The sequence below is a fragment of the Lentzea sp. NPDC058450 genome (genome assembly GCF_042721395.1).
Taxonomy (GTDB): domain Bacteria; phylum Actinomycetota; class Actinomycetes; order Mycobacteriales; family Pseudonocardiaceae; genus Lentzea.
In genome coordinates this window covers 109,418-132,661 of sequence record NZ_JBHXLO010000019.1, presented here as the reverse complement: position 1 = coordinate 132,661, position 23,244 = coordinate 109,418, and the positions used below count along the sequence as shown (strand labels likewise).

Annotated in this window: 25 protein-coding genes, 1 pseudogene and 1 riboswitch; of the genes and pseudogenes, 14 read left to right on the top strand and 12 right to left on the bottom strand. The window is 69.7% G+C overall.

What is annotated here, in order from left to right; translation table 11 throughout:
* Positions 1-47: 47 nt before the first annotated feature.
* Positions 48-926, top strand: a complete 879-nt coding sequence (locus ACFWNN_RS27675) for a LysR family transcriptional regulator (RefSeq protein ID WP_382442843.1) — start codon at positions 48-50, stop codon at positions 924-926.
* Between the two features lie 46 nt (positions 927-972).
* A complete protein-coding gene (locus ACFWNN_RS27670; protein WP_382442842.1) occupies positions 973-1,710 on the top strand; it encodes an NYN domain-containing protein in 738 nt (245 codons plus the stop codon).
* A 79-nt stretch (positions 1,711-1,789) separates the two neighbouring features.
* Here the strand turns inward: ACFWNN_RS27670 and ACFWNN_RS27665 are convergent, their stop codons facing one another.
* The gene (locus ACFWNN_RS27665; protein ID WP_285642861.1) at positions 1,790-2,464 is read right to left on the bottom strand and encodes a FadR/GntR family transcriptional regulator; all 675 of its coding nucleotides are present in this window, start codon (positions 2,462-2,464) and stop codon (positions 1,790-1,792) included.
* A 189-nt stretch (positions 2,465-2,653) separates the two neighbouring features.
* Between ACFWNN_RS27665 and nagA the strand changes: the two genes are divergently transcribed.
* Together nagA and ACFWNN_RS27655 are read left to right on the top strand one after the other, a co-directional pair.
* On the top strand, positions 2,654-3,856 hold the full coding sequence (gene nagA, locus ACFWNN_RS27660; protein ID WP_382442841.1) for an N-acetylglucosamine-6-phosphate deacetylase: 1,203 nt from the start codon (positions 2,654-2,656) through the stop codon (positions 3,854-3,856).
* Between the two features lie 213 nt (positions 3,857-4,069).
* Complete coding sequence (locus tag ACFWNN_RS27655) at positions 4,070-5,098, top strand: serine hydrolase domain-containing protein (RefSeq protein WP_382442840.1); 1,029 nt, start codon at positions 4,070-4,072, stop codon at positions 5,096-5,098.
* 54 nt (positions 5,099-5,152) lie between these two features.
* Here the strand turns inward: ACFWNN_RS27655 and ACFWNN_RS27650 are convergent, their stop codons facing one another.
* From ACFWNN_RS27650 to ACFWNN_RS27630, 5 genes are read right to left on the bottom strand one after another with little or no spacing between them, the layout of a single operon-like run.
* Entirely contained in the window at positions 5,153-6,196 is a 1,044-nt protein-coding gene (locus tag ACFWNN_RS27650; protein ID WP_382442839.1) for an SIS domain-containing protein, read from the bottom strand.
* Complete coding sequence (locus tag ACFWNN_RS27645; RefSeq protein WP_382442838.1) at positions 6,193-7,611, bottom strand: glycoside hydrolase family 3 protein; 1,419 nt, start codon at positions 7,609-7,611, stop codon at positions 6,193-6,195. Before ACFWNN_RS27645 ends, ACFWNN_RS27650 begins: the two co-directional genes overlap by 4 nt.
* Before the next feature lie 3 nt (positions 7,612-7,614).
* Positions 7,615-8,433 (bottom strand): carbohydrate ABC transporter permease, encoded by an 819-nt coding sequence (locus ACFWNN_RS27640; RefSeq protein ID WP_382442837.1) that lies wholly within the window; start codon positions 8,431-8,433, stop codon positions 7,615-7,617.
* Positions 8,433-9,431, bottom strand: a complete 999-nt coding sequence (locus ACFWNN_RS27635) for a carbohydrate ABC transporter permease (RefSeq protein WP_382442836.1) — start codon at positions 9,429-9,431, stop codon at positions 8,433-8,435. Before ACFWNN_RS27635 ends, ACFWNN_RS27640 begins: the two co-directional genes overlap by 1 nt.
* 10 nt (positions 9,432-9,441) lie before the next feature.
* Positions 9,442-10,716, bottom strand: coding sequence for a sugar ABC transporter substrate-binding protein (locus tag ACFWNN_RS27630; RefSeq protein ID WP_382442835.1), 1,275 nt, complete (start codon positions 10,714-10,716; stop codon positions 9,442-9,444).
* 223 nt (positions 10,717-10,939) lie between these two features.
* Between ACFWNN_RS27630 and ACFWNN_RS27625 the strand changes: the two genes are divergently transcribed.
* Together ACFWNN_RS27625 and ACFWNN_RS27620 are read left to right on the top strand one after the other, a co-directional pair.
* Positions 10,940-11,695: a GntR family transcriptional regulator gene (locus tag ACFWNN_RS27625; RefSeq protein ID WP_089910302.1), complete on the top strand. Its 756-nt coding sequence runs from the start codon at positions 10,940-10,942 to the stop codon at positions 11,693-11,695.
* A complete protein-coding gene (locus ACFWNN_RS27620; RefSeq protein WP_382442834.1) occupies positions 11,692-13,152 on the top strand; it encodes an MFS transporter in 1,461 nt (486 codons plus the stop codon). The genes ACFWNN_RS27625 and ACFWNN_RS27620 overlap by 4 nt, the downstream gene beginning before the upstream one ends.
* Here the strand turns inward: ACFWNN_RS27620 and ACFWNN_RS27615 are convergent.
* A complete protein-coding gene (locus ACFWNN_RS27615) occupies positions 13,126-14,034 on the bottom strand; it encodes a threonine/serine dehydratase (protein WP_382442833.1) in 909 nt (302 codons plus the stop codon). The two genes, ACFWNN_RS27620 and ACFWNN_RS27615, sit on opposite strands and share 27 nt — an antisense overlap.
* The gene (locus ACFWNN_RS27610; RefSeq protein ID WP_382442832.1) at positions 14,031-14,960 is read right to left on the bottom strand and encodes a threonine/serine dehydratase; all 930 of its coding nucleotides are present in this window, start codon (positions 14,958-14,960) and stop codon (positions 14,031-14,033) included. Before ACFWNN_RS27610 ends, ACFWNN_RS27615 begins: the two co-directional genes overlap by 4 nt.
* A 64-nt stretch (positions 14,961-15,024) precedes the next feature.
* Between ACFWNN_RS27610 and ACFWNN_RS27605 the strand changes: the two genes are divergently transcribed.
* Positions 15,025-15,513, top strand: a complete 489-nt coding sequence (locus ACFWNN_RS27605; RefSeq protein ID WP_382442831.1) for a hypothetical protein — start codon at positions 15,025-15,027, stop codon at positions 15,511-15,513.
* Positions 15,514-16,206: 693 nt separating this feature from the next.
* Positions 16,207-17,025 carry a S1 family peptidase gene (locus ACFWNN_RS27600; protein ID WP_382442830.1) on the top strand — a complete coding sequence of 273 codons (819 nt, stop codon included), beginning with the start codon at positions 16,207-16,209 and terminating at the stop codon, positions 17,023-17,025.
* A gap of 52 nt (positions 17,026-17,077) precedes the next feature.
* Here ACFWNN_RS27600 and ACFWNN_RS27595 read toward each other — a convergent pair whose 3' ends face one another.
* Positions 17,078-18,004: an NADP-dependent oxidoreductase gene (locus tag ACFWNN_RS27595; protein WP_382442829.1), complete on the bottom strand. Its 927-nt coding sequence runs from the start codon at positions 18,002-18,004 to the stop codon at positions 17,078-17,080.
* A 49-nt stretch (positions 18,005-18,053) separates the two neighbouring features.
* Here ACFWNN_RS27595 and ACFWNN_RS27590 point away from each other — a divergent pair, with 49 nt between their 5' ends.
* Positions 18,054-18,617 (top strand): TetR/AcrR family transcriptional regulator, encoded by a 564-nt coding sequence (locus ACFWNN_RS27590; RefSeq protein WP_382442828.1) that lies wholly within the window; start codon positions 18,054-18,056, stop codon positions 18,615-18,617.
* Here the strand turns inward: ACFWNN_RS27590 and ACFWNN_RS27585 are convergent.
* Together ACFWNN_RS27585 and thiE are read right to left on the bottom strand one after the other, a co-directional pair.
* The gene (locus ACFWNN_RS27585; RefSeq protein WP_382442827.1) at positions 18,600-19,361 is read right to left on the bottom strand and encodes a dioxygenase; all 762 of its coding nucleotides are present in this window, start codon (positions 19,359-19,361) and stop codon (positions 18,600-18,602) included. The two genes, ACFWNN_RS27590 and ACFWNN_RS27585, sit on opposite strands and share 18 nt — an antisense overlap.
* Positions 19,362-19,392: 31 nt before the next feature.
* Positions 19,393-20,031, bottom strand: coding sequence for a thiamine phosphate synthase (gene thiE, locus ACFWNN_RS27580; protein ID WP_382442826.1), 639 nt, complete (start codon positions 20,029-20,031; stop codon positions 19,393-19,395).
* Positions 20,032-20,057: 26 nt separating this feature from the next.
* Positions 20,058-20,169, top strand: a riboswitch (TPP riboswitch).
* Here thiE and ACFWNN_RS27575 point away from each other — a divergent pair.
* From ACFWNN_RS27575 to ACFWNN_RS27555, 5 genes and pseudogenes are all read left to right on the top strand, one after another.
* Positions 20,155-21,120: an FAD-dependent oxidoreductase gene (locus ACFWNN_RS27575; RefSeq protein WP_382442825.1), complete on the top strand. Its 966-nt coding sequence runs from the start codon at positions 20,155-20,157 to the stop codon at positions 21,118-21,120. (Overlaps the previous riboswitch by 15 nt.)
* The gene (gene thiS, locus ACFWNN_RS27570) at positions 21,117-21,317 is read left to right on the top strand and encodes a sulfur carrier protein ThiS (RefSeq protein WP_382442824.1); all 201 of its coding nucleotides are present in this window, start codon (positions 21,117-21,119) and stop codon (positions 21,315-21,317) included. Before ACFWNN_RS27575 ends, thiS begins: the two co-directional genes overlap by 4 nt.
* 1 nt (position 21,318) lies before the next feature.
* Positions 21,319-22,074 (top strand): thiazole synthase, encoded by a 756-nt coding sequence (locus tag ACFWNN_RS27565; protein WP_382442823.1) that lies wholly within the window; start codon positions 21,319-21,321, stop codon positions 22,072-22,074.
* Positions 22,075-22,151: 77 nt separating this feature from the next.
* A complete protein-coding gene (locus ACFWNN_RS27560) occupies positions 22,152-22,595 on the top strand; it encodes a MarR family winged helix-turn-helix transcriptional regulator (protein WP_229693556.1) in 444 nt (147 codons plus the stop codon).
* A 49-nt stretch (positions 22,596-22,644) separates the two neighbouring features.
* Positions 22,645-22,850: pseudogene (locus ACFWNN_RS27555) on the top strand (VOC family protein).
* On the opposite strand, the gene ACFWNN_RS27550 reads toward ACFWNN_RS27555, so the two are convergent.
* Positions 22,806-23,243, bottom strand: coding sequence for an SRPBCC domain-containing protein (locus ACFWNN_RS27550; protein ID WP_382442822.1), 438 nt, complete (start codon positions 23,241-23,243; stop codon positions 22,806-22,808). The pseudogene ACFWNN_RS27555 and the gene ACFWNN_RS27550 sit on opposite strands and share 45 nt — an antisense overlap.
* Position 23,244: the final 1 nt, after the last annotated feature.

The window sequence follows — 23,244 nt, the reverse complement described above, 5'->3', positions numbered from 1 at the left end:
GCGAAGTTCCAGTTAGAAGTTCTGCTCGGAACGTTAAGCTGAGCTTTGTGTTGGATGTGCGACGTCTCCGTTTGCTCCACGCCCTGTCGGTCCACGGCACGGTCACGGCCGCCGCCGAGGCGCTGCACGTGACCTCGCCGGCCGTGTCCCAGCAGCTTGCGGCTTTGGAACGCGAGGCCGGCGTCGCCCTGGTCGAACGCGACGGCCGTCGGCTGGCGTTGACGCGCGCCGGGCACGTGCTGGCCGCGCACACGCAGCTGGTGCTGGACCAGTTGGCCGCGGCCGAGGCCGATCTGGCTTCACTTCGGACTTCGGTGTCCGGTGTGGTGCGGGTGGGCGCTTTCGTTTCGGTGGCTGCTCTTCTGCCCCGCGTGATCCAGGTGCTGCGGTCGGCACACGGGTCCGATGTGGACCTGTTCGTGCACGAGATGGAACCCGAGGCGTCGCTGCCCGCGTTGCGGCGCGGGGACATCGACATCGCGGTGATCCACTCCTACAACATCATGCCGCGCTCGCTGCCGCCGTCGTGCGAGTCGTTCGAGCTGTTCGTCGAGCCCGTGAACGTGGCGCTGCCGTTGTCGGACCCGTTGGTGCAGCAGGACTCCGTGGACCTGGCCGTGCTGGCCGACCGGCCGTGGATCATGCCTCGGACGGACGCCTCGTGCCACGAGCTGACCCAGCGGGCGTGCGGCGCCGCCGGGTTCGTGCCTCGGGCGCAGGCGTACTGCGACGACTTCGGGGTGATGTGCGGGCTGGTCGAGGCCGGGCTCGGGGTGGCGCTGGTGCCGTCCGTGGCGCGACGGCCCGGGGTGGCGTTGCGGCCGTTGAAGCAGCAGGTGTTCCGGACGGTGTCCGCGGTGGTGCGCAACCGTGCCGACGGTCAGCCCGCCGTGCGGGCGGTGCTGGAGCAGCTACGCCAGGTCTGAGCATCACTCGTTTGGGTCCATTGTGGATTCGGGCTATCGTCGCCGGATGCGTGTCGGCGTTTATGTGGATGGCTACAACCTTTATTACGGCGGACGAAAGCATTGCGGCCGCGGCGCATCGGGTTGGCGGTGGCTCGATGTGCGGGGGTTGGCCAATTCCTTGCTCGCCGAGCAAGGAACGAACTGGCCGGGCGCGACAATAGATCGGATCGTTTATTGCACTGCCAGGATCAGCTCGGCTCATAACGCTTCTGGCTCACAGGATCAGGACGTTTACCTGAAGGCCCTGCTCACAGCTGGAAGCGTCGATCACATCGAATACGGCAACTACATCAGCAAGGTGATCAAGCGACCACTGGCGACCGAAGGCAACCGCGGTCGTCCTGTGCTGGTGGCACCGGACTGGCCGATCAAGGTGCAGGCGCAGGGGCAGCCGGTTGCCGGGGCGCTGTTCATGGCATCCGTGGCAACGTTCGAGGAGAAGGGCTCGGACGTCAACGTTGCGGCGCATCTTCTCGTGGACGTGCTCGGTGGCGCGGTTGATGCGGTGATGCTCATCAGCAACGACAGCGATCTGCGGTTGCCTGTTGAGCACGCTTGGAAAAGGGTGCCGGTGGGCGTGGTCAATCCGGGTAGTGGCTACACGGCCGGCGCTTTGTCCATGAGGGCTGGAACCGGTGTGGGCACCGGCCACCACTGGTGGCGGACGTTGACGGCGGCCGATTATCAAGGACATCAGTTGTCAGATCCTGTCGGCCGCTACACCCGGCCGCCAGGTTGGTGATGCATGCAAGTCTCGTGCTAGCATGTGTGCATATCCGCCCGGTCCCTCGTGGGCCGGGTTTCTTTTTGCCCTGAGACGGCTACGCCAGGTCTGACAGCCACTGCTCGACGCCCGCCACGTGCACCGTGGACCAGCTGCGGGCCAGTTCCGGCTGGTGGGCGGCCAGCGCGTCGACGATGGCGCGGTGCTCGGCGACCGTGCGGTCCACGGCGTTGGACTGGGTGATGCCGCGCCAGATGCGCACGCGGACCGTCGGGCCGGCCAGCGTGTCCAGCAGCTGGGCCAGGTAGGCGTTGCCGGAGCACTGGGCGATGGCGCGGTGGAAGTCGAGGTCGTGCTCCACCAGTTCCTCGACAGATTTGGCGTGCTCGGCGGCGTCGCACAGCGCCCGCAGCTTCACGATCTCGTCCGGATCGACCCTTTGGGCAGCCATCGCGGCGGCCGCGGGCTCCAGGATCCGGCGAACCTGGAGGACTTCCAGGACCGAATCTTCGCCTCGGTGCAGGTCCAGCACGAACGAGAGCGCCCCGAGCAGGTCGTCCGCGCGCAACGAAGAGACGTACGTGCCGTCGCCCTGTCGGACGTCCAGCACCCGGACGAGAGACAGCGCCTTGACGGCCTCGCGCAGCGAGTTGCGCGACAGACCGAGACGTTCTGCCAGGTCAGCCTCACGCGGGAGACGGTCGCCGGGCTTCAGCTCGCCCGAAACGATCATCTCCTTGACGCGCAGGATCGCATCGTCAGTGACTGCCACGGCACCCTCAACTCGTCGTAGACCTCGGATGTCTGGGGACCAGTATGCGCCACAGATGGTCATCTTCGGCGCATCCCGGCATTTCCGGCGATCATTAACGAGGTCACATGTAAGATGGTTATCTCCTAACGACACGTGACGTGGACCTCTGTTGTGGCCATAATGGTCTGGACCATTCAAGGAGGGATCTTGGACGCCGTTGTCGCAGCACCGCGCGCTTTGCTCGGTCGCACGATCGTCGGTCCTGCCTCGGTGCGGATCAGGGACGGCCGCATCGTCGAGGTGACCACCGGTGAAGCTCCACCCGGCGCGGAGGTCCTGTCCGGCGGCCTGCTGACACCGGGCCTGGTCGACGTGCAGGTGAACGGCGCCGTGGGCGTCGACTTCGCCGAGGTGGACGCCGCCGGAATGCGTTCCGTGGCCGAGGCTCTGCCGTCCACCGGAGTGACCCGGTTCCTGCCCACGTTGATCACCGCACCGGTCGACGTGGTGCTCAGGCAGGCGCGGGCGGTCCTGGCCGCTTCCGCCGCTCTGCCCTACGGCGTGGGAGCCCGGCCGTTGGGCGTACATCTCGAAGGCCCCTTCCTGTCGCCGAAACGGGCAGGGGTGCACGACCCGTCGTTCATGGTCGAGCCTGGTCCGGACCAGATCTCGGCCCTGTTGGACGACGAACTGATCCGCCGCGCGTTGCGGATGGTGACCATGGCGCCGGAACAGCCCGGTGGTCTGGAGGCGGTCCGCCGTCTCGTCGAGGCCGGGGTGCTCGTCGCGGTGGGCCATTCCGACGCCACGGGTGAGCAGACCCGCGCCGCCGCCGATGCGGGTGCCCGCATGGTGACGCACCTGTTCAACGCCCAGAGGCCGCTCGGCCACCGCGAACCCGGCGTGCCCGGCGTCGCGCTGGTCGACGAGCGCTTCACCCTCGGCCTCATCGCCGACCTGGCCCACGTGGGCCCGGACGTGTGCCGGCTCGTGTTCAACGCCGCCGGGGCACGAGTCGCGCTGGTCACGGACGCCGTCGCCGCCGCGGGGATGCCGCCCGGCCGCTACCACCTCGGTGGTGCGGACGTGCTGCTCACCGAGGACGGCGTGCCGCGCTCGCCGGAGGGCACGATCGCCGGCTCCGCGCTCACGCTGGACCGCGCCGTGCGGAACATCGTGTCCGTGGGCGTGCCGGTGGCCGACGCGCTCGCCTCGGCCACGATCGTGCCCGCCGAGGTCATCGGCGAGTCCGGTCTCGGCCGGCTCGCACCGGGTGCCGTCGCGGACCTGGTGTGGTGGGACGAGGACCTGCGGCCCAAGAAGGTCTGGGTCGACGGTCAGGTCGTGTTCGACGCCGAGGTTCCGGTGGCCGCACCGGTCGCGGCCGGATACGCGACCGCGGGCCAGTAGCTCCAACGCTCAGAGGGCGCTCTCTTCCCCCGTCGCACGGGGAGGGGAGTGCCCTTTGTCGTGCGTGGCGTTCAGGGCATTCTCATTGCAACGGCTTCGTTGCGTTGAACGCATACCCGATGCAACGATCTTGAAGCTTTAAGCTGCTGATACTCGACCTGAAGGCGGCAACGCCGTTGTTGCAATCAGGAAACTCGACGTAGCGTTTCGCTCATGAGAAACAAAATGGCGCAGGAAATGGTCGACGCGGGTCTCGTCGGTGTGACGGTCCGCCTGAGGGACGAGCACGGCGACCAGGTCGTGAGCGCCGGGCTCAGCGATCTGGCAGGAAGCGCGCAGCCACCGCCGAACGGGTACGTCCGGATCGGCAGCAACACCAAGACGTTCGTCGCGGCGGCGGTCCTCCGGCTCGTGGCGGAGAACCGGATCGGGCTGGACGACCCGGTGGACGCCCACCTGCCCGAGTTCGGCGTCGACCGCCGGATCACCGTGCGGATGCTGCTCCAGCACACCAGCGGGATCTTCAACCACACCGGCGAGTACTTCGAGGACGGCACGATCGCGCCGGGAATCCCCTGGCAGGGCAGGGAGTGGCTGGACAACCGGATGAAGGCGCACCGCCCGGAGGACCTCGTGCGGTTCGCGCTGGCCAAGCCGGTGCGGTTCGAGCCGGGCGCGGATTGGAGCTACTCCAACACCAACTACGTGATTGCCAGGCTGCTCGTGCAGAAGATCACCGGCATCCCGTTCGCCGAGGCGATGCACGAGCTGGTGCTCGCCCCGCTCGGGCTCGCGGACACGTCGGTGCCGGCCGGGCCGGAGATCGCCGAGCCGCACGCCCACGCCTACTACCGGCACGAGGACGAGACGATCGACCTCACCCGCCTCGACCCGTCGTGGATCTCGAGCGGTGGCGACATGATCTCGACGACCGCGGACCTCGCCACGTTCATCGCCGCGCTCGTGCGGGGTGAGCTGCTGCCGGCGCCGCTGCTGGCCGAGATGCTGGACCCGCATCCGAAGGTGGGCTACGGCCTGGGCGTGTTCGTCCAGGACGCGGCCGGCGGCAAGGTGATCTCGCACAACGGAGGCGCGATGGGGCACGCCGCGTTGATGTACGCGGCGGCCGACGGGAGCAAGGTCCTGACCGCCGCGCTGAACTACGTCGACGACGCCGGCCTGTCGCTCGCGCCGGCGTTCCAGGAGATGACGAAGAAGCTGGTCGACGAGGTCTTCGGCTGAGCGAAAAAAGAGCCCCGCCCGGGGGGACCAGGCGGGGCTCCTCGGTGGTGCGGGTCAGAGGGTCCGGGTGACCTTGTTCAGGCCACGCGGGCTGTCCGGGTCGCCGCCGCGGGCCAGGGCCAGGCCGTACGCCAGGCGCTGCACCGGGAGGATCTCCAGGACGGGTGCCACTTCCTCGGCGGTCTCGGGGATCGGGATGGACAGCGTCGCGCCCACCTTCTCCGAGGCCGAACCGACGGCCACGACGTCCGCGCCGCGCTGGTGCACCACGTCCAGGGCGTCGCGCAGCGAGTCGCCGCCCTTGCCCAGCGACGTGACGGCCAGGACCGCGGTCTCGCCGTCGACTGCGGCCACCGGGCCGTGCAGCAGGTCCGCGCCGCTGTACGCGCGGGCCGCCAGGTAGGAGGTCTCCGCCAGCTTCAGCGAGGCCTCCAGCGCCGTGGCGTAGGAGTAGCCGCGGCCCGTGGTCAGCACGCGGTCCACGAAGCGGTAGCGGCGGACCGCCTCCTCGACGGTCGGCGCCGAGGCGTCCAGGGTCACCTGGGCCAGGTCGCCGAGCGGCGCGGCCGCCTCGCCGTTGCCGCCCCGGATGGCGTCGATGAGCAGGTACAACGCCAGCAGCGTCGCCGAGTAGGTCTTGGTGGCGGCGACGGCGTGCTCCACGCCCGCGGAGACGTCCACCGAGAGCTCGGCGGCCGCGTTCAACGGCGACGACGGGGTGTTGGTGACCGCCACCGTCAGGGCACCGCGCCTGCGGTAGGAGGCCGTGACCTCCAGCAGGTCGGGGGAGCCGCCCGACTGGGAGACGGTGACCAGCAGGACGTCGCGCAGGTCGGGCTCGGCGCCGTACAGCGTGGTCGTCGAGGCCGAGACCAGGCCCGCCGGCAGCTGCAGCAGGATCTCGGTCAGGTACTTGGCGTAGATGGCCGCGTGGTCGCTCGAGCCGCGGGCCGCGAACAGGACGAAGCGCGGGGCCCGTTCGCGGATGACGGCCGCCACCTCGGCGATCGCGGACCGCGAGGCGTAGAGCGACGAGAAGATCGACGGCTGGGCCGCGATCTCCGCTGCCATGTGCCGGCCTGGCTGGGGCGTGGTCATGTGGTGCCTTTCAGGATCAGCTCGGCCGCGGCTCGGAGGCTCACCCGAGAACCGCCGTGGGTGTCGATGCGGGCGACGCTGCCCAGGTCCGGACCAGGCACGCCGGTTTCCACGTGCACCACGTCCAGGCCCAGATTAGTTAAGTTTGTTACCAGTTGTCGAGCGCTCGTGTGGCGGTGAGCGTCTCTGGTCACGACCACGATTGTGCGATCACCGGACACCCGCGCAACTTCGTCGGCCGAGACGTCGCGGACCGCGATCACCTCGGTGCCCGGGAGGACCTCGCGCAGGTACGGGCCGAGGCCCCAGGGGACGTCGCCCACGGCGATGGACGGGTCGACCACCAGGTCCACGACGACCGGGGAGGAGCCGACGTCGACCTTGCCGCGGACCTCCAGGGCGCGGCGGGCGGCGGTGAGGCCGATCTCCGCGTCGTGGGCGTCCACGGTGGACGGCGGCAGGCCCAGCGCCAGCGACCGGGCCGCGGCCTGCGTCAGGCGTTCCTCGGAGAGCTCGCCGGACTTCACGGCCGCGACGATCGAGTCGATCAGCCACTTGAGGTCGTCGTCGTCCAGCGACATGCCGCCGAGGCACATCGCGTCGACACCGGCCGCCAGCGCGCGCACGGCGCCCTGGGCGAGGTCGCCGCCGACCGCCTTCATGTCCAGGCCGTCGGTGATCACCGCGCCGGTGAAGCCCAGCTCGGTGCGCAACAGGTCGATCGCGTGCTTGTTCAGCGTCACCGGCGCCGGGCCCCACTCGGGGACGACCAGGTGGCCGGTCATGATCGAACGGACGCCCGCGTGCACGGCCGCCTGGAACGGCACGAGCTCGACGGCGCGCAGCTGCTCCTCGGTGCGCGGCAGCACCGGGAGCTGCTCGTGGGAGTCCTCAGTGGACGCTCCGTGGCCGGGGAAGTGCTTGGCGCAGGCGGCGACGCCCACGGCCTGCAACCCCTCGACCCACGCGGCGACGTGCCGGGCCGCGAGCACCGGGTCCGACCCGAACGCGCGGACGCCGATGATCGGGTCGTCCAGCGTCAGCACCAGGTCGGCCGACGGAGCGAGGTTCAACGAGATCCCGCACTTCGCGAGGCGCGCGCCGATGGACGCGGCCACCGAGCGGGTCAGGTCGAGGTCGTCCGCCGCGCCCAGCGCGTGGTTGCCCGGCACCTCGGAGCCGCGACCCGCGTCGAGACGCGTGACGTCGCCGCCCTCCTCGTCGATGCCGATCACCACGTCCGGGCGCACCGAACGCAGTTCGCCGCACAGCGCGGTCACCTGGGCGTCGTCGACGACGTTGCGCCCGAAGAGCACAACGCCGCCCAGCCCGTCAGCGACCCGCCGCAGCAACCAGTCGGGGGCGGTCGTTCCGGTGAATCCGGGAAGCAGAACGGCTGCGGCCAACTGATCCACGCGTCATCCCTTCACAGCACCAGCGGTGACGCCGGCGACCATCTTGCGTTGCACGATCAGGAAGAACACCAGCGCCGGCACGGTGAACAGGACGGACGCGGCCATCGCGCCACCCCAGTCGGTGCCGAACGCGGTCTGGAACCCGGACAGCCACACGGGCAGCGTCTCGCTGTCCTGGCTGCGGATCAGCACCTTGGCGAAGAGGAACTCGTTCCACGCCGTGATGAACGCGAACACCGAGGTGGCCACGAGACCCGGTCCCAGCAGCGGCAGCGTCACCTTCTGGAACGCCTGCCAACGGCCGCAACCGTCCACCATGGCCGCTTCCTCGAGCTCCGCCGGGATGCCGTTGACGAACCCGCGCAACGTCCACGCGCAGAACGGCAGCGTCACCGCGAAGTACACGAGGATCAGCGACGAGAGGTGTTCGTACAGCTGGAGATCCCGCATCATCAGGAACATCGGGATCAGCAACGCCTCGAACGGCGCCATCTGCGCGACCAGCATCAGCAGCACGAAGCTCTTGCGGCCGCGGAACGCGAAGCGCGACATGGCGACCGCCGCCGTGATGCCGATGACCACCGCGGCGAGCACGGCCGTCAGCGTCACCATCAGGCTGTTGCCGAGCGACGACAGGAAGCCCGGCTTGGTCCACGCCGTGACGAAGTTCGTGAGCGTCACCGAGAACGGGATCAGGTCGTAGTCCGACGTGATCGTCGTGCCCTTGGGCTTCAGCGCCGACGTGATCATCCAGTACGTCGGGAAGATGAAGAACAACGCGAGCAGGATGCCCGTGATGTTCGCTGCGGACTTCTTGAGCATCAGAGCTTGCCCTCCTCGGTCTGCAGCAGCTTGCGCAGGTACTGGAACGTGATCAGGCCGAGGATCAGCATCATCAGCACGGAGATCGCGGCCGCGACGCCGAAGTGGCTCTTCGCGATGCCTTCCAGGTACTGCAGCACCGGCAGCGTCGTCGACTCACCACTGGGACCGCCCTCGCGGAACACCCAGATCTGGGCGAAGACCTTGAAGTCCCACAGGGTCGACAGGAACGTCACCATCATCAGCAGCGACCGGATCTCCGGCCACGTCACCGCGCGGAACGTCTGCCACGGCGAGGCGCCGTCGATGCCCGCAGCCTCGTAGAGGTCGCGCGGGATGCCGACGAGCCCGGCGTAGAGCGAGAAGGCGAGGAAGGGGATCGCCTGCCAGATGATCAGCAAGCCGACGACGGACAGCGTCGAGGTGCCCGACGAGAACCACGAGTAGCCGGCGTAGGAGTCGAAACCCAGCTGCACCAGCGTCTTGTTCAAGATGCCGTAGTTCTGGTCGAACATCCACTGGTAGACCGTGGTGGACGCCAGGATCGGCATGGCCCACGCGCAGAGCATCGCGATCTGCAACGCGATCCGCACCCACGGCGTGAGCACGCGCATCAGCAACGCGATCCCGAGACCCGCGCCCACCGAGGCGCCGACGACGGCGACGGTGAACACGACGGTCCGCAGCGAGGCGATCCAGAACCGCTCGTCCTGCAGGACGGTGGCGTAGTTGTCGAGGCCCGTCCACACGACCTCGCCGCGCACCAGCTCGCCGAGGTTCAGCTGGCGGAAGCTCGTCACGAAGACGGAGACGACCGGCCAGCCGATCAGCCAGAGGATCGCGATGAGGGCGGGTGCGAGCAGCAGGTAGGGCAGGGCCCGGTCGAAGGCGCTGCCCCGGCGGCGCCGCTTGGGCGCCTCCCGGGTCGTGGCAGGCGGCAGCGCCGGGGGGATGGTCCCCGCCGGCGCTGCCGCTTCGGTCGTGTTGACGGCCGTCATCTCAGCGTGGCTAGGCCATCGCCTTGGTGATGGCGTCGCTCGCGTCCTTCGTCGCCTGGTCCAGCGTCTTCGCGCCGGTCAGGTACGCGGTGAGCGCGTCCTTCAGCGGGTTCTGGCCCGCCTCGACGGCCGCCCACTTCGGCGTCACCGGGGTGACCTTGCCGTTGGGGGACGAGTCCGCCATGGCCTTGCCGATCGCGTTGCTGGCGAGCTTCGAGGTGTCCTTGGAGGTACCGGGGACGGCACCACCCGCGGCGAGCTGGTCCTGGTAGTTCTTGGAGGACAGCAGCGCCAGGTACTTCTTGGCCGCGTCAGCGTTCTTGCTGGACGCCGGGATGGCGAGGTTCGAGCCGCCGAGGAACACCGGCGCGGCCGAACCGGCCTTCTTGGACGGGATCGGGAACGCCGAGGTCTTGTCGGCCAGGTCCGGCTTCGCCTTGACGGCGCCGCCGAGCTCCCACGGGAGGCCGACCATCATGCCGACGTTGCCCGTGCCGAAGACCTCCATCTGCTGGGGCTTCGCCTCGTCGATGTCAGCCGGGACCTTCTTGGCTGCCGACGCGTCGTAGAGCTCCTTGTACGCCTGGAAACCGGCCTTCGCCTGCGGCGTGTCGAGGGTGCCCGTCCACTTGCCGCCGTCCTGCTTGGCGATGTCGCCGCCCTCGTCCCAGATCAGGGACAGCAGGAAGTACCAGGACTGACCCGGCAGGTACAGGGCCTGGAAGTCCGGGTTGGACGCGTTCGCGGCCTTGAGCTTGTTGATCGCGTCGAGCCACTCGGCGCGCGACGTCGGAGCCTTCTCCACGCCCGCGGCCTTGAGCAGGTCCGTGCGGTAGATCACGGTGCGGTTCGCGGCGTAGAACGGCACGCCGTACTGCTTGCCGTTCAGCGTCAGCGAGTCCTTGAGGCCGCCGAGCCACTCGCCGCCGTTGAACTGGCCCGCGTCCGCGGTCAGGTCGGCGAGGGTGCCCTGGTCGGCGAAGCTCGCGGTCTGGGTGTTGCCGAGCTCGATGACGTCCGGCGGCGTGCTGCTCGCCAGCGCGGTGGTCAGCTTCTCCTGGATGCCGGTCCACTTCTGGACCTCGTACTTGACCTTGATCCCGTTCGCCGACTCGAACTCCTTGTTCAAGGCGTCGGTCAGGGTCGTCGGCGCGGAGCCGTCCATGAGCCACACGGTGATCTCTTTGGTCTCCGTGGCTCCACCGCTGCTCGTGCTCGTGCCACAACCTGACACGGCCACTGCCAGCGCGGCGGCACCGACAGCGAGTCCTCTCCAGCCCTTCACAGTTCGCGCCCTTTCACCAAGCCCGGCTCTCGGCCGAGCGGTCCAAGTGGTGTAGACCAATGCGGAACAGCGTGTGCTGCGTCACCGCGTCTGTCAAGCGCGTGACCAAGACGTTGCGAAGTCATCGGACGAATTTCGCGGCTCATGTCGGGGGTTCGGACGCACGAATCGGCACGGACAAGGCATCCTTGTGATGCGTGACATGGAGTGCGAGGAGGAGGCCATGCTGGAGACGACGCCTGCATCAGGCGTGGACGCCAGGACGCGTGCGCAACGCGAACCCAAGTACTGGGGTCTCAAGCGGCACCTGCTCGACCTGTTGAGGGCGCTGCCGCCCGGTTCGCCGATCCCCACGGAACGGTCGCTCGCGGCGGAGTTCGACGTCTCCAGGACGACCGTTCGCCAGGCGCTTGCCGAGCTGACGGTCGAAGGTCGCCTGCTCCGAGTGCAGGGCAAGGGCACCTTTGCGGCGGAACCGAAAGTCGCCCAGAGGTTGCAGCTGTCTTCGTACACAGAGGACATGCGGGCCCAGGGCCGCGTGCCGTCGTCGAAGCTGATCGAGGCTTCCGAGATGCCCGCGGAGGCCGAGCTCGCCCGGCTGCTCGGCGTGCGTCCCGGGGCGAAGGTGCTGCGGTTGCACCGCCTGCGCCTCGCCGACAACGAGCCGATGGCCATCGAGACGACCCACCTCGCGCTGGGCCGCTTCCGCGGGCTGCGCCGGTACCTGGCGCCCGGCGCGTCGCTGTACCAGGTGCTGTCCGAGCGGTTCGGCGTCGAGATGGGACACGCCGAGGAGACGATCGAGACGGCGCTCGCGTCGCCCGAGGAGGCGGAGCTGCTCGGCGCCGACATCGGCCTGCCGATGCTGCTGCTCTCGCGGCACTCGTACGACACCGACGGCAACCCGATCGAGTGGGTGCGCTCGGTGTACCGCGGCGACAGGTACAAGTTCGTCGCGACGCTGAACAGGCCGTCTTGATCGCGTGGGGCACGCCACGCGCCCGCTGGGTGCTGGCGACGACGATCCTCGGCTCGGGCATGGCGATGCTCGACGGGACGATCGTCAACGTGGCGCTGCCCCGGATCGGCGCGGAGTTCTCCGCGTCGGTCACCGATCTGCAGTGGATCCTGAACGGGTACCTGCTGGCCCTGGCCTCGTTGATCCTGATCGCGGGGTCTCTCGGGGACCGGTTCGGCCGGCTCCGGGTGTACGTGATCGGCGTCGTGTGGTTCGGCGTGGCCTCGCTGCTGTGCGGTGCCGCCTGGAACGTTCCCGTGCTGGTCGCGGCACGGGTGCTGCAGGGCGTCGGGGCGGCGTTGCTGACGCCGGGTGCTCTCGCGATCCTGCAGTCGTCGTTCAACCGGGAGGACCGGTCGCGGGCCATCGGCGCGTGGTCGGGGCTCTCCGGTGTGGCGACGGCGGTCGGGCCGCTGGTCGGCGGGCTGCTCGTGCAGGCCTGGTCGTGGCGGCTCGCGTTCCTGGTGAACCTGCCGGTCGCGGCGCTGTGCGTGTTCCTGGCGCTGAAGTACGTGCCGGAGTCGCGGGACGAGTCCGCCGGGCACCCGAACTACCTGTCCGCGCTGGTCGGGGCCGTGGGACTCGCCCTGCTGACCGGCGGGCTGGTCGAGCAGTCGTACGTCCTGGCGATCCTCGGCGTGGCCGCGATGGTGGCGTTCGGGGTCGTGCAGAAGCGGTCGGCCGATCCGCTCGTGCCACCCGAGCTCTTCCGCAACCGGACGTTCCTCGTGTCGAACGTCCTGACGTTCCTGGTCTACGCGGCGCTGGGCGGCGTGATGGTGCTGCTGGTGCTGCAGCTCCAGATCTCCCTCGGCTACTCGCCGACGGCCTCGGGCCTCGCGAGCGTGCCGATCACGATCATCATGCTGCTGGCGTCCTCGACGTCCGGGAAGATCGCCCAGCGCCACGGGCCCCGGTTGCAGCTGATCGCCGGCCCGATCCTGGTCGGCGTCGGCATGCTGCTGCTCCGCAACGCCACGCCGGGCGCCTCGTACGTCTTCGGCGTGCTGCCGGGCGTGCTGGTGTTCGGCATCGGCCTGGCGATCGTGGTCGCGCCGGTGACGGCCACCGTGCTCGCCTCCGCGCCTGATCACCACGCGGGTGTCGCGTCCGGCGTGAACAACGCCGTGGCCAGGACCGGCAGCCTGCTCGCGATGGCCGTGCTGCCGGCCGCGGTGGGGCTGATGGGCGAGGACTACGCGAACCCCGCGGTCATGACGGCCGGGTGGGAGATGGCGCTGGTGCTGTGCGCGGTCGCCGCGATCCTGGGCGGTCTGCTGGCGATCGGCGTGGACAACCGGGTGCTGGCCGCGGCCCCGGAGCAGCAGGAAGCGCCGCATCCGGGGGAGTGCCTGCACTGCGGGGTGGAGGGACCACCCACGCACATCCGGTCAGGTGGCGAGAAGGCGCACCAGTAGGTCCGGGTCCACGTTTCCGCCTGACACGATCGCGACCCCCGCGCCGCCGATCTTCTCCAGCGCGGCCACCGCCACGGCCCCGCTCGGCTCCGCGACCAGTCGCGCCTTCCGGGCCAGCCCGGCCACCGCCGTCAGGATCTCGTCCTCCGACACCGTGATCACGTCGTCCACGTGCGTGCGGATGTGCTCCCAGGTGAGCGCCGAGGGTTCGTCCCTCAACGCGTCAGCGGCCGTCTGAGCCCGTTTCAGGGGGTCCCAGCGCACCAGTTCGCCCGTTTTGAGCGATTCGGCGATGTCGGCGGCCAGCTCGGGTTCGGCGCCGAGCACGCGGACGTCCGGGCGCAGCGACTTGATCGCGGTGGCCACGCCGGAGATCAGTCCGCCGCCTGACATCGGCACCACGACGGTCGACACGTCCGGCTGGTCGGCGAGGATCTCCAGGCCGATCGTGCCCTGGCCCGCGATGACGTCGGGGTGGTCGAACGGCGGGATCAGCGCGGCGCCGCGTTCGGCGACCAGGGCCTCGGCGCGCTCGACGCGTTCGGTGATGCCGACGATGAAGACCTCGGCGCCCAGGGCCTTCGTGGCCTCGATCTTCACGGCCGGGGTGTTGTCCGGCATCACGATCGCGGCCGGGACGCCGTGCAGCCGGGCCGCGAACGCCACGGCCTGGGCGTGGTTGCCGCTGGAGTACGCGACGACGCCGTTCGCGCGGTTGTCCAAGCGCGCCAACGCGTTCAGGGCACCACGCAGTTTGAAGGCGCCGATCGGCTGAAGATTTTCCGGCTTCAGCCAGCCTTCGCCGAAAGGCAGCAGCGGCGTGCGCACCACGTGCGGCGCGATCACCGCCGCTGCCGAGCGGACCTGTGAGAGCGTGATCATCCGAGGATCGACGCGAGCTGGGCGGGCTCGATGTTGCCGCCGGAGACGATCGCGACGGCCGGTCCTGCCGGGAGCGTGCGGTTCAGGTACGCGGCCACGGCGACGGCACCGCTCGTCTCGGACACGACCCGCGTGCGGCGTGAGATCTGCTTCACGGCGTCGCGGATCTCGTCCTCCGACACGGTGACCACGTCGTCCACGTGCTCCTGGATGTGCGCCCAGGTCAGGTCGGACGGTTCGGCGCGCAGTCCGTCCGCGACGGTGCGGGCGCGGTCGTGCGCGTCCCAGTGGACCTGCTCGCCCGCGGCGAACGACGCGGCGGTGTCGCCGGCCAGCTCGGGCTCGACACCGATGACGCGGACGTTGGGGCGCAACGCCTTCACCGCCACCGCGACGCCGGAGATCAGGCCGCCGCCGCTGACCGGCACCAGGACCGTCGCCACGTCGGGCAGGTCCGCGCAGATCTCCAGGCCGATCGTGCCCTGGCCCGCGATGACGTCCGGGTGGTCGAACGGCGGGATCAGCGTGGCCTTGCGCTCCTCGACGAGCTCGTAGGCGCGCGACTCGCGTTCGGTGATGCCGACGACGAACACCTCGGCGCCGTGCGCGCGCGTCGCGTCGATCTTCAGCTGCGGCGTGTTCTCCGGCACGACGATCGCGGCCGGCATGCCGAGGGTCTTGGCCGCGTAGGCGACCGCCTGCGCGTGGTTACCGCTCGAATACGCCACGACACCGCGCGCCCGGTCCTCGGAAGGTATGCGGGACAACGCGTTCACGGCGCCGCGCTGCTTGAACGCACCGATCGGCTGCAACGACTCGGGCTTGATCCACAGTCCGGAGTCGAACGACAGCAACGGGGTGTGGACGACATGCGGGGCGATCGCGGCGGCGGCCGCGTGGACGTCTTCGAGAGTCACCAGGCGCATGGCGTTGATGATGCACGTCACCGGGCCACAACCGGTGAACTGTGCCCAACGTCCTACGTGTGTCATGTCTGAGAAGGAGAAGATCACCCCCGTCAAGCTCGTCGCGAGTGTGCTCGCCGCCGCCACGGCGGCCGTGCTGAGCCTTCGCCTGAACCTCGTCGGCACCGTCATCGGCGCGATCCTCGCGAGCCTGGTGACCACTTTGGGTGCCGTGTTCTACCAACGGTCGATGGAACGCGAGAAGCGCTGGCAGGTCATCGCCGTCGGCGGAGTGCTCGTGTTCGTGGTGACCGTGCTCACAGTCGCGAGCGTTCAGCTCGTCACCGGCAAGCCCGTCACGGCCGATCCGGGCAAACCGTCCACAAGCACTCATACCGAGACGCACACCGAGACCACGAAGACCGAGACGATCACCGTTTCGCCTAGTCCGACCACGTCCGTTCAGTCGCCGACCGAGAGCACGACGCCAACCGGACCGCCCTCGTCGACGACAGAATCCCGACAGGTTCCGGACAGCTCGACGGCGCCGCCGAGCAGCGACCCCATTCGGTGATCACGTCACTACGTTGAGCGACAGTTAACTGTCAATTGCTACGCACCGGAGTTGATCTGTCGTGAGCTGTGACACACTTCGTTCACGTTCGAGGCGGGGCGTCATAGCCAACAGCCCCGTAACTTCACTCGAACGGGCGTAAGGATTCGGTCCGAAAGAGACCGGGAGGAGGCGCAATGAGGCTCGTGGCACGTCCGCTTGAGCCCGGCGCCTGCCGTGAAGCCGAGAGGCAAAAAGGGATGGGAGGGGTGGGGCGACCCCTGCCGCCGCCCCACCACCCGTCCCCCTAGAGCCCCCGAGAGAGGTCCCTGCAACCGATCTCTCGGGTTCCCCTGCACCCGAAAGTGAGGGAGACGTCTGATGAACCGCACGAGTGCGGCCCGTGTAACCGGTGCCGTGGTTCTCGCCACCGGAGTCCTGACTGCTCTCAGCGTACCGGCGTTTGGCGCCCCTGCCGCACCAGTCGCCCCAACCGGTTCCGATACGGAGAGCTACCCGGCCGAATTGCTCCAAGCGGTCCAGCGTGATTTGGGCCTGAACGCTGACCAGGCCCGCGTCCGATTGGCCAATGACGCCCAGTCAGGCCAAGTTGCCGAGTCCGCCAAGGCGTCCCTCGGCGACGCGTTCGGCGGAGCCTGGATCGACCAGGCCAGCGGCAGACTGACCGTCGCGGTGACCAAATCAGGACTCTCCGTGACCGGAGCGGACACCAAGGTCGTCGCGAACTCGCTCTCCCAGCTCAACGGGACGAAGTCGGTTCTCGACCTCATGACGGCCCCCGCGGCCATCACGAGCTGGCGCGTGGACGAGAAGTCGAACAGCGTCGTCGTCGAGGTCAACAAGAACGTCCGCGACGCCGCGTCCGACCAGTGGATCGCGACCGCGAAGTCCATCAGCGGCTCGGTGAAGGTCGACGAGGTCACCGAGAGCCCCACCCCGCTGTACGACTCGCGCGGCGGTGACGCCATCTACATGGGCGGCGGCCGTTGCTCGCTCGGCTTCTCCGTGACCGGCGGCTACGTCACCGCGGGCCACTGCGGCACCACCGGCACGGCGGTGTCCGGCTACAACCGCGTCGCGCAGGGCTCGTTCGCCGGCTCGGTGTTCCCCGGCAACGACTACGCCTGGGTGCGCACCAACGCGAACTGGACCTCGCGCCCGTGGGTCAACCGCTACAACGGCACGAACGTGATCGTGCGCGGCAACACCGAGGCCGCCAACGGCGCCTCGATCTGCCGCTCGGGTTCGACGACCGGATGGCGCTGCGGCACCGTCCAGGCCAAGAACCAGACCGTGAACTACCCGCAGGGCCAGGTCCGGGGCCTCACCCGCACCAACGCCTGCGCCGAGGGTGGCGACTCGGGTGGTTCGTGGGTGGCGGGCTCCGGCTTCGGCCAGGCCCAGGGCGTGACCTCCGGCGGTTCGGGCAACTGCTCGTCCGGCGGCACCACGTACTTCCAGCCGCTCAATCCGATCCTGTCGCGCTACGGCCTCACGCTGACCCGCGGCTAGTACTGATGTGAAAGTGCCGCGGCACCCTCGGGTGTCGCGGCACTTTCGCGTTTCAGACCAGCACGATCTTGCCGTGGGCGTGGCCGGTCTCGCTGAGCCGGTGCGCGTCGGCGGCCCGGTCGAGCGGGAAGACCCCGGCGAGCGGGACGGTGAACGAGCTGAGGCCCGCGGCGATCGCGAGGCCGTGCAGCGCCTGGGGGTCGGCGCCGGGACCGCCCGCGGTGTGGGTGAGCCGGACGCCGTGCTCGCCGGACAGGTCGGCGATCGTCACCACGCGGTCCGGTGAGCCGGCGAGGGAGATGAGGTCGGGCACGGGACCCGCGCAGTGCAGCACCGCGTCCACGGCACCGCCCCTCTCGACGCCCCGGCCCGCCGAGATGGCCGAGACCCGGTCCACCAGCCCTTCGCCGTAGACCACCGGGACGGCCCCCATCGCCGCGACGAAGTCCTGCGTCGCCGGCCCCGCGGTGCCGATCACCCGCGCGCCCCGCGCGGCCGCCAGCTGGACTGCCACCGTGCCGACCCCGCCCGCCGCGCCCGCGATCAGCAAGATCATCCCGTCGCGCACCCCGAGCAGGTCCAACGTCCTCGTGGCGGTCTCCACGTTCGCGGCCGCCCCGCCCGCCTGCTCCCAGCTCCACGCGGCAGGCTTGGGTGCCCACGCGACCAGCACCGCGAACTCGGCGTTGGCCCCGCCGAGCAGGGCCAGGTCGACCATGCCGAACACCTCGTCGCCGAGGTTCACGCCGGTCACTCCCTCGCCGATCTCGTCGACGACCCCGGCCGCGTCCACGCCGGGCACGTGCGGCAACGGCAACCGGTCGCCGAACATCCCGGAGCGCAGGTAGGTGTCGCCGGGCGTGACCCCGGACGCGCGCACGGCGACCCGGATCTGGCCAGGACCGGCGTGCGGTTCGGCCACGTCGGCGACGTGCAGCAGGTCGGCGGGGCCGTACTCGGTGAACTGAAGTGCTCGCATGGCGGCGAAATTAGTGGAACAGGGCGTCCGCTTAGCCGAAACTGAGACGGTGACGAGGAATCTGACTCACAACCTGCGCTCGGACGCCCAGGACAACCGCGACCGGATCATGGCGGTCGCGCGCGAGGTGTTCGCGGTGGAGGGCCTGGACGTGTCGATGCGCGAGATCGCCCGGCGGGCGGGCGTCGGCCCGGCGACCCTCTACCGCCGGTTCCCGACGAAGGAAGCGCTGGTGGTGGAGGCCTTCTCGGAGCAGATGGCGGCCTGCTCGACGGCGGTCGAGGAGGGGCTCGCGCACCCGGACCCCTGGGAGGGGTTCCGCTTTACCGTGCAGGAGGTCTGCCGGTTGCACGTGCTCGATCGCGGGTTCGCGGCGGCGTTCACCACCGCCTACCCGAAGGCGATCGACTTCGCGGCGCTGCGCGACACGGCGTTCCAGGCGCTCGGCGAGCTCATCCGCCGCGCGAAGGCGACCGGCCGGCTGCGCGCCGACTTTTCGGTGGACGACGTGGTGCTGTTGCTGATGGCGAGCTCGGGCGTCCGCAACGGGACGCCCGCCATCGCGCGCCGGCTCGCCACCCTGTTCCTGGACGGCTCAGCTGAACTGCACTGACCGCTTCGACAGGCCGTACCAGAAGCCGTCGACGGTGCTCGCGGCCTTCTCGTCGCTCGCCGCCCCGAGAGCCACGAACAGCGGCGCGAAGTGCTCGGTCCGCGGGTGCGCGATCCCGGCGGCCGGGGCCTTGGTCTGGAAGTCCAGCAACGAGTCCACGTCGCCGGCGGCCAGTTGCCGGCCCGCCCAGTCGTCGAACTCCTTCGACCACGACGGCGGGTCGTAGTCCGGGCCCTGGCCGAAGTGCACGCAGCTCAGGTTGTGCGTCATGAAGCCGCTGCCGACGATCAGCACGTTCTGGTCGCGCAACGGCGCGAGCTTGCGGCCGATCTCGTGCAGCTCGCGCGGGTCGAGCGTGGGCATCGACATCTGCAGCACCGGCACGTCGGCGTCCGGGAACATCTCCTTCAACGGCACGTAGGCGCCGTGGTCGAGGCCTCGCTGCTCGTCCTGCTCGACGTGGCCGCCGAGGAGCTTGCGCACGTCGTTCGCGAGTTCGGGCGCGCCCGGCGCCTCGTACGTGACCTCGTAGTAGCGCTGCGGGAAGCCCCAGAAGTCGTAGACCAGCGGCACGGTCGTGGTCGCGCCGATGGTCGTCGGCGCCTCCTCCCAGTGCGCGGAGACCATGAGCACGGCCTCCGGGCGCGGGAGGGTGGCGGACCAGTCCTTCAGCTCTCTGGTCCACGTCTCGTCGTCAGCCAGCGGGGGTGCCCCGTGGCTCAGGTACAGCACAGGTGCGCTCACGTCGTCGAGAGTACGCCTGATAGTTCAAATTTCAACGATCAAGTTCGGATTTGAACGACTTGGCGGCCTTGCGCGGGTCCTCGGCGTCGGTGATGGCCCGCACGACGACGACACGGGTGGCGCCCGCCGCCTTGACCTCGTGCAGGTTCGTGAGGTCGATGCCGCCGATGGCGAACCACGGGCGGTCCGTCTTGGTGGCGCGGACGAGGTCGAGGCCCGGTGCCGGACGGCCCGGCTTGGTCGGGGTCGGCCAGCACGGGCCGGTGCAGAAGTACTCCACGCCGGGTTCCGCGGCCGCTTTTGTCATCTGGTCGACGTCGTGGGTGGACCGGCCGATCACCACGTCCTCGCGGACGATCCGGCGGGCCAGCGGCACCGGCAGGTCGTCCTGGCCGAGGTGCAGCACGTCGGCGTCGACGGCGTGGGCGATGTCCGCGCGGTCGTTGACGGCGAGCAGCTTCCCGTGGCGTTCGGTGGCCTCCGCGAGGATCTCGATGGCCTCGATCTCCTGCTTGGCCTCGAGTGACTTGTCCCGCAGCTGGATGATGTCGACGCCGCCCGCGAGGGCCGCGTCCGCGAACTCGGCCAGATCAGGCCGGTTCGGCGTGCAGAGGTAGAGCGTCGCGTCGGCGAGTCGTTGCCTGATCAGGTTTCCGTCGAGTCCTGGCACGTACGCACGTTAACCGTTATGTTGAGCAAGGTCCGCACGGGAGCCTGGAGAACACCGGGCTGAGAGGGAGCGTGGTTCGCTCCGACCGTCGAACCTGATCCGGGTCATGCCGGCGCAGGGAGCGTGAATGCCTTGAGTAGTGTGGAAGTGGCCGTCCGGGGTGGCGGCGTCATCGGCCTGTCCGTCGCGTTGGCGTTGGCACGGGCCGGGTTCTCGGTTTCGGTGTGGGATCACGGGTCGCCGCACGCCGGTTCGCGGGTCGCGGGCGGGATGCTGGCGCCGTTGACGGAGGCGTGGCCCGGCGAGGAAGCCGTGGTGGCGCAGGGGGTTGAGGCGCTCGCGCTGTGGCCGTCGTTCGCCGCGTCGATCGGCGTGCCGTTGTTCGAGGCCGGGACGCTGGCGGTCGGCACCCAACCCGGTGACCTCGCCGACCTGCGGCACGCGGGGGAGTTGCTGACGTCACGGGAGATCCGCGCCCTGGAGCCTTCGCTGGGTCCGGCGGTCCGGGGTGGCGTGTACGCCGCGGGTGACCTCGCCGTCGACAACAGGCTGCTGCTTTCCGCACTGTGGAAGGCTTGTGTCGATCTGGGCGTGCGGTCTGATGTGGACGGACGGGTCCAGGTGATCGCCGCCGGGGCGTGGAGCGGGGCGTTGCACCCGGCGTTGCGCGACGTCATCCGGCCGGTCAAGGGCGAGATCCTCCGGCTCACGCACCGGCCAGGGGCGTTGCCGCCGCCTCGGCACACCATCCGCGCGCTGGTCTCGGGCCGTCCGGTGTACCTCGTGCCGCGCGACGACGGACTGGTCGTCGGCGCCACCCAGTACGAGGCCGGGTTCGACACCGACGTGTCCGTCGCGGGCGTCCGGGACCTGTTGCGGGACGCGGAAACCGTGCTGCCGGGAATCGCCGAGTACGCGCTGACCGAGGCCGCCGTCGGGTTCCGCGCGGGCAGCCCGGACAACGTGCCGGTGGTGCGGTGGCTCGAACCGGGCGTGATCGCGGCGACGGGCCACCACCGCAACGGGCTGCTGCTCGCCCCGCACACGGCTCGGACCGTGGTCCGTCTGCTTGAGGAGGGAACTTCGTGAAGGCACAGGTGAACGGGACTTCCCGCGACTTGGCCGAGGGCACGTCGGTGGCCGCGGTCGTGACGCTGGTGGGCGCGCCGGACAGGGGCGTGGCCGTGGCGCTGAACGGCGCCGTGGTGCCGAGGGCGTTGTGGGACAGGACGATCGTGCCGGACGGCGGCGTCGTCGAGGTGCTGACCGCGGTCCAGGGAGGCTGACGTGGACGATCCGTTGATCATCGCGGGCCGGGAGTTCCGGTCCAGGCTCATCACCGGCACCGGCGGTGCCGCGAACCTCTCGGTGCTGGAACGCGCGCTGGTCGCGTCCGGCACCGAGCTCACCACCGTGGCGATGCGGCGGGTGGACGCGGCAGGCCAGACCGGTGTGCTGGAGTTGTTGCGGCGCCTTGGAATCGAGGTGCTGCCCAACACCGCCGGCTGCCGCACGTCCGCCGAGGCCGTGCTGACCGCCCAGTTGGCGCGCGAGGCGTTGGAGACGAACTGGGTCAAGCTCGAGGTCGTGCACGACGAGGAGACCCTGCTGCCGGACCCGGTCGAGCTGCTCGACGCGGCCGAACGGCTGGTGAACGACGGCTTCGTCGTCCTGCCATACACCAACGACGACCCGGTGCTCGCGCGCAAGCTGGAGGACATCGGGTGCGCGACGGTCATGCCGTTGGGTTCTCCCATCGGTACGGGCCTCGGCATCCGCAACCCGCACAACATCGAGATGATCACTTCTCGTGCTTCTGTTCCAGTAGTTCTGGACGCGGGCATCGGCACGGCGTCCGACGCGGCACTGGCGATGGAGCTCGGCTGCTCCGCCGTCCTGCTCGCGACCGCCGTCACACGAGCTCAGGACCCGGAACGGATGGGCGCCGCCATGCGTTGTGCGGTCGAGGGCGGACGGCTGGCGCGGCTGGCCGGACGCATTCCGCACCGCTTTTGGGCCCAAGCGTCTTCGCCGAGTCGCTGAGGTCGCTACCGTGGGTGCACACGTGTTGGGGGATGATGGAGAACTACCTGAAATCCCGCCGAGGAGGACGACAAGCCGTGACGGCCCCCATTGACGCCGAGGTCGAGGACGCGACCGCGCGTCTGTACCTGGCGATCGGCCGGCTGGCCCGGTTGCTGCGACGCACCGGTTCGCCCGGACTCGGCCCCGGCGCGGTCAGCGCGCTGGCCACCCTCGCACGCTGCGGCCCCATGCGCCTGGGCGACCTCGCGAACAAGGAGGGCGTGGCACCCCCGACGCTGTCCCGCATCGTCGCCGCGCTGGTCGAAGCCGGGTACGTGAAGCGCGAGCCCGACCCGCAGGACGGCCGCGCCTGGCTCGCCACCCCCACGCCCGAGGGCGAGACGATGGTGTCCGGCGTGCGGTCCGCGCGGGTGCGCGAACTGCAGCGCCGCATCGAACAGCTGACCCCCGAACACATCTCGGCGCTGGTGGGTGCGCTGGACGCGCTGGAGACGTTGGTGGGCGAGGAACCGAAGTAGCCCATCGCACGGGGAATCGAGGCGGCGCGTGAAGTCCAGGACCGGCGGCATGTGGTGGGGCACGTCGATCGAGGCGCCCGACCCCGCCGCCCTGGCGCGCTTCTACGCCGAGCTCCTCGGCTGGCACATCGGCCACGAGGAGCCGGGCACCTCGTGGCGCTGGGCGCGACGGTGGCGGAACACCAGCCGCAGCCGAACGTCCGCGTGCTGCTAGACCCCGCCGGCCACCCCTTCTGCCTGTGCCTGGACGAGTAGCGCCTGGTTGAAGGCGTCGAACTCCGCGACGAGCACCTCGCGGGTCTGCGCCAGCACGCCCGCGGCCATCGCGCCGGTGAAGCTCTCCGCGTTCACCAGCCGGGTGCCGTCCTCGACCTCGGTCAGCTCCCACCGGTGGCGCCCGAAGAACGTCTCCGGGTCGCCGCCCTGCGAGGCCAGCACGTACGGCTCGGCCGACGTGATCTCGCCGTCGAAGTCGCGCTCGAACGGCGTGCCCCTGGCCGCCTTCACCTTGGTGTGCAAGCCATCCACCTGCGTGTACTCCATGACGGGGTTCCAGCGCGCATACCCGTCGAAGTCCACCAGCACCCGCCACACGACGTCGATCGGCGCGGGGATGACCAGCTCGGTCCTGACCTCATTTTCCTGCATG

Coding starts and splice junctions, on each gene's coding strand:
- ACFWNN_RS27670 (WP_382442842.1), top strand. CDS start 973: ATGCGTGTCGGCGTTTATGTGGATGGCTACAACCTTTATTACGGCGGA.
- ACFWNN_RS27655 (WP_382442840.1), top strand. CDS start 4,070: ATGAGAAACAAAATGGCGCAGGAAATGGTCGACGCGGGTCTCGTCGGT.
- ACFWNN_RS27650 (WP_382442839.1), bottom strand. CDS start 6,196: ATGACCACGCCCCAGCCAGGCCGGCACATGGCAGCGGAGATCGCGGCC.
- ACFWNN_RS27640 (WP_382442837.1), bottom strand. CDS start 8,433: ATGCTCAAGAAGTCCGCAGCGAACATCACGGGCATCCTGCTCGCGTTG.
- ACFWNN_RS27635 (WP_382442836.1), bottom strand. CDS start 9,431: ATGACGGCCGTCAACACGACCGAAGCGGCAGCGCCGGCGGGGACCATC.
- ACFWNN_RS27625 (WP_089910302.1), top strand. CDS start 10,940: ATGCTGGAGACGACGCCTGCATCAGGCGTGGACGCCAGGACGCGTGCG.
- ACFWNN_RS27615 (WP_382442833.1), bottom strand. CDS start 14,034: ATGATCACGCTCTCACAGGTCCGCTCGGCAGCGGCGGTGATCGCGCCG.
- ACFWNN_RS27610 (WP_382442832.1), bottom strand. CDS start 14,960: ATGCGCCTGGTGACTCTCGAAGACGTCCACGCGGCCGCCGCCGCGATC.
- ACFWNN_RS27605 (WP_382442831.1), top strand. CDS start 15,025: ATGTCTGAGAAGGAGAAGATCACCCCCGTCAAGCTCGTCGCGAGTGTG.
- ACFWNN_RS27595 (WP_382442829.1), bottom strand. CDS start 18,004: ATGCGAGCACTTCAGTTCACCGAGTACGGCCCCGCCGACCTGCTGCAC.
- ACFWNN_RS27550 (WP_382442822.1), bottom strand. CDS start 23,243: ATGCAGGAAAATGAGGTCAGGACCGAGCTGGTCATCCCCGCGCCGATC.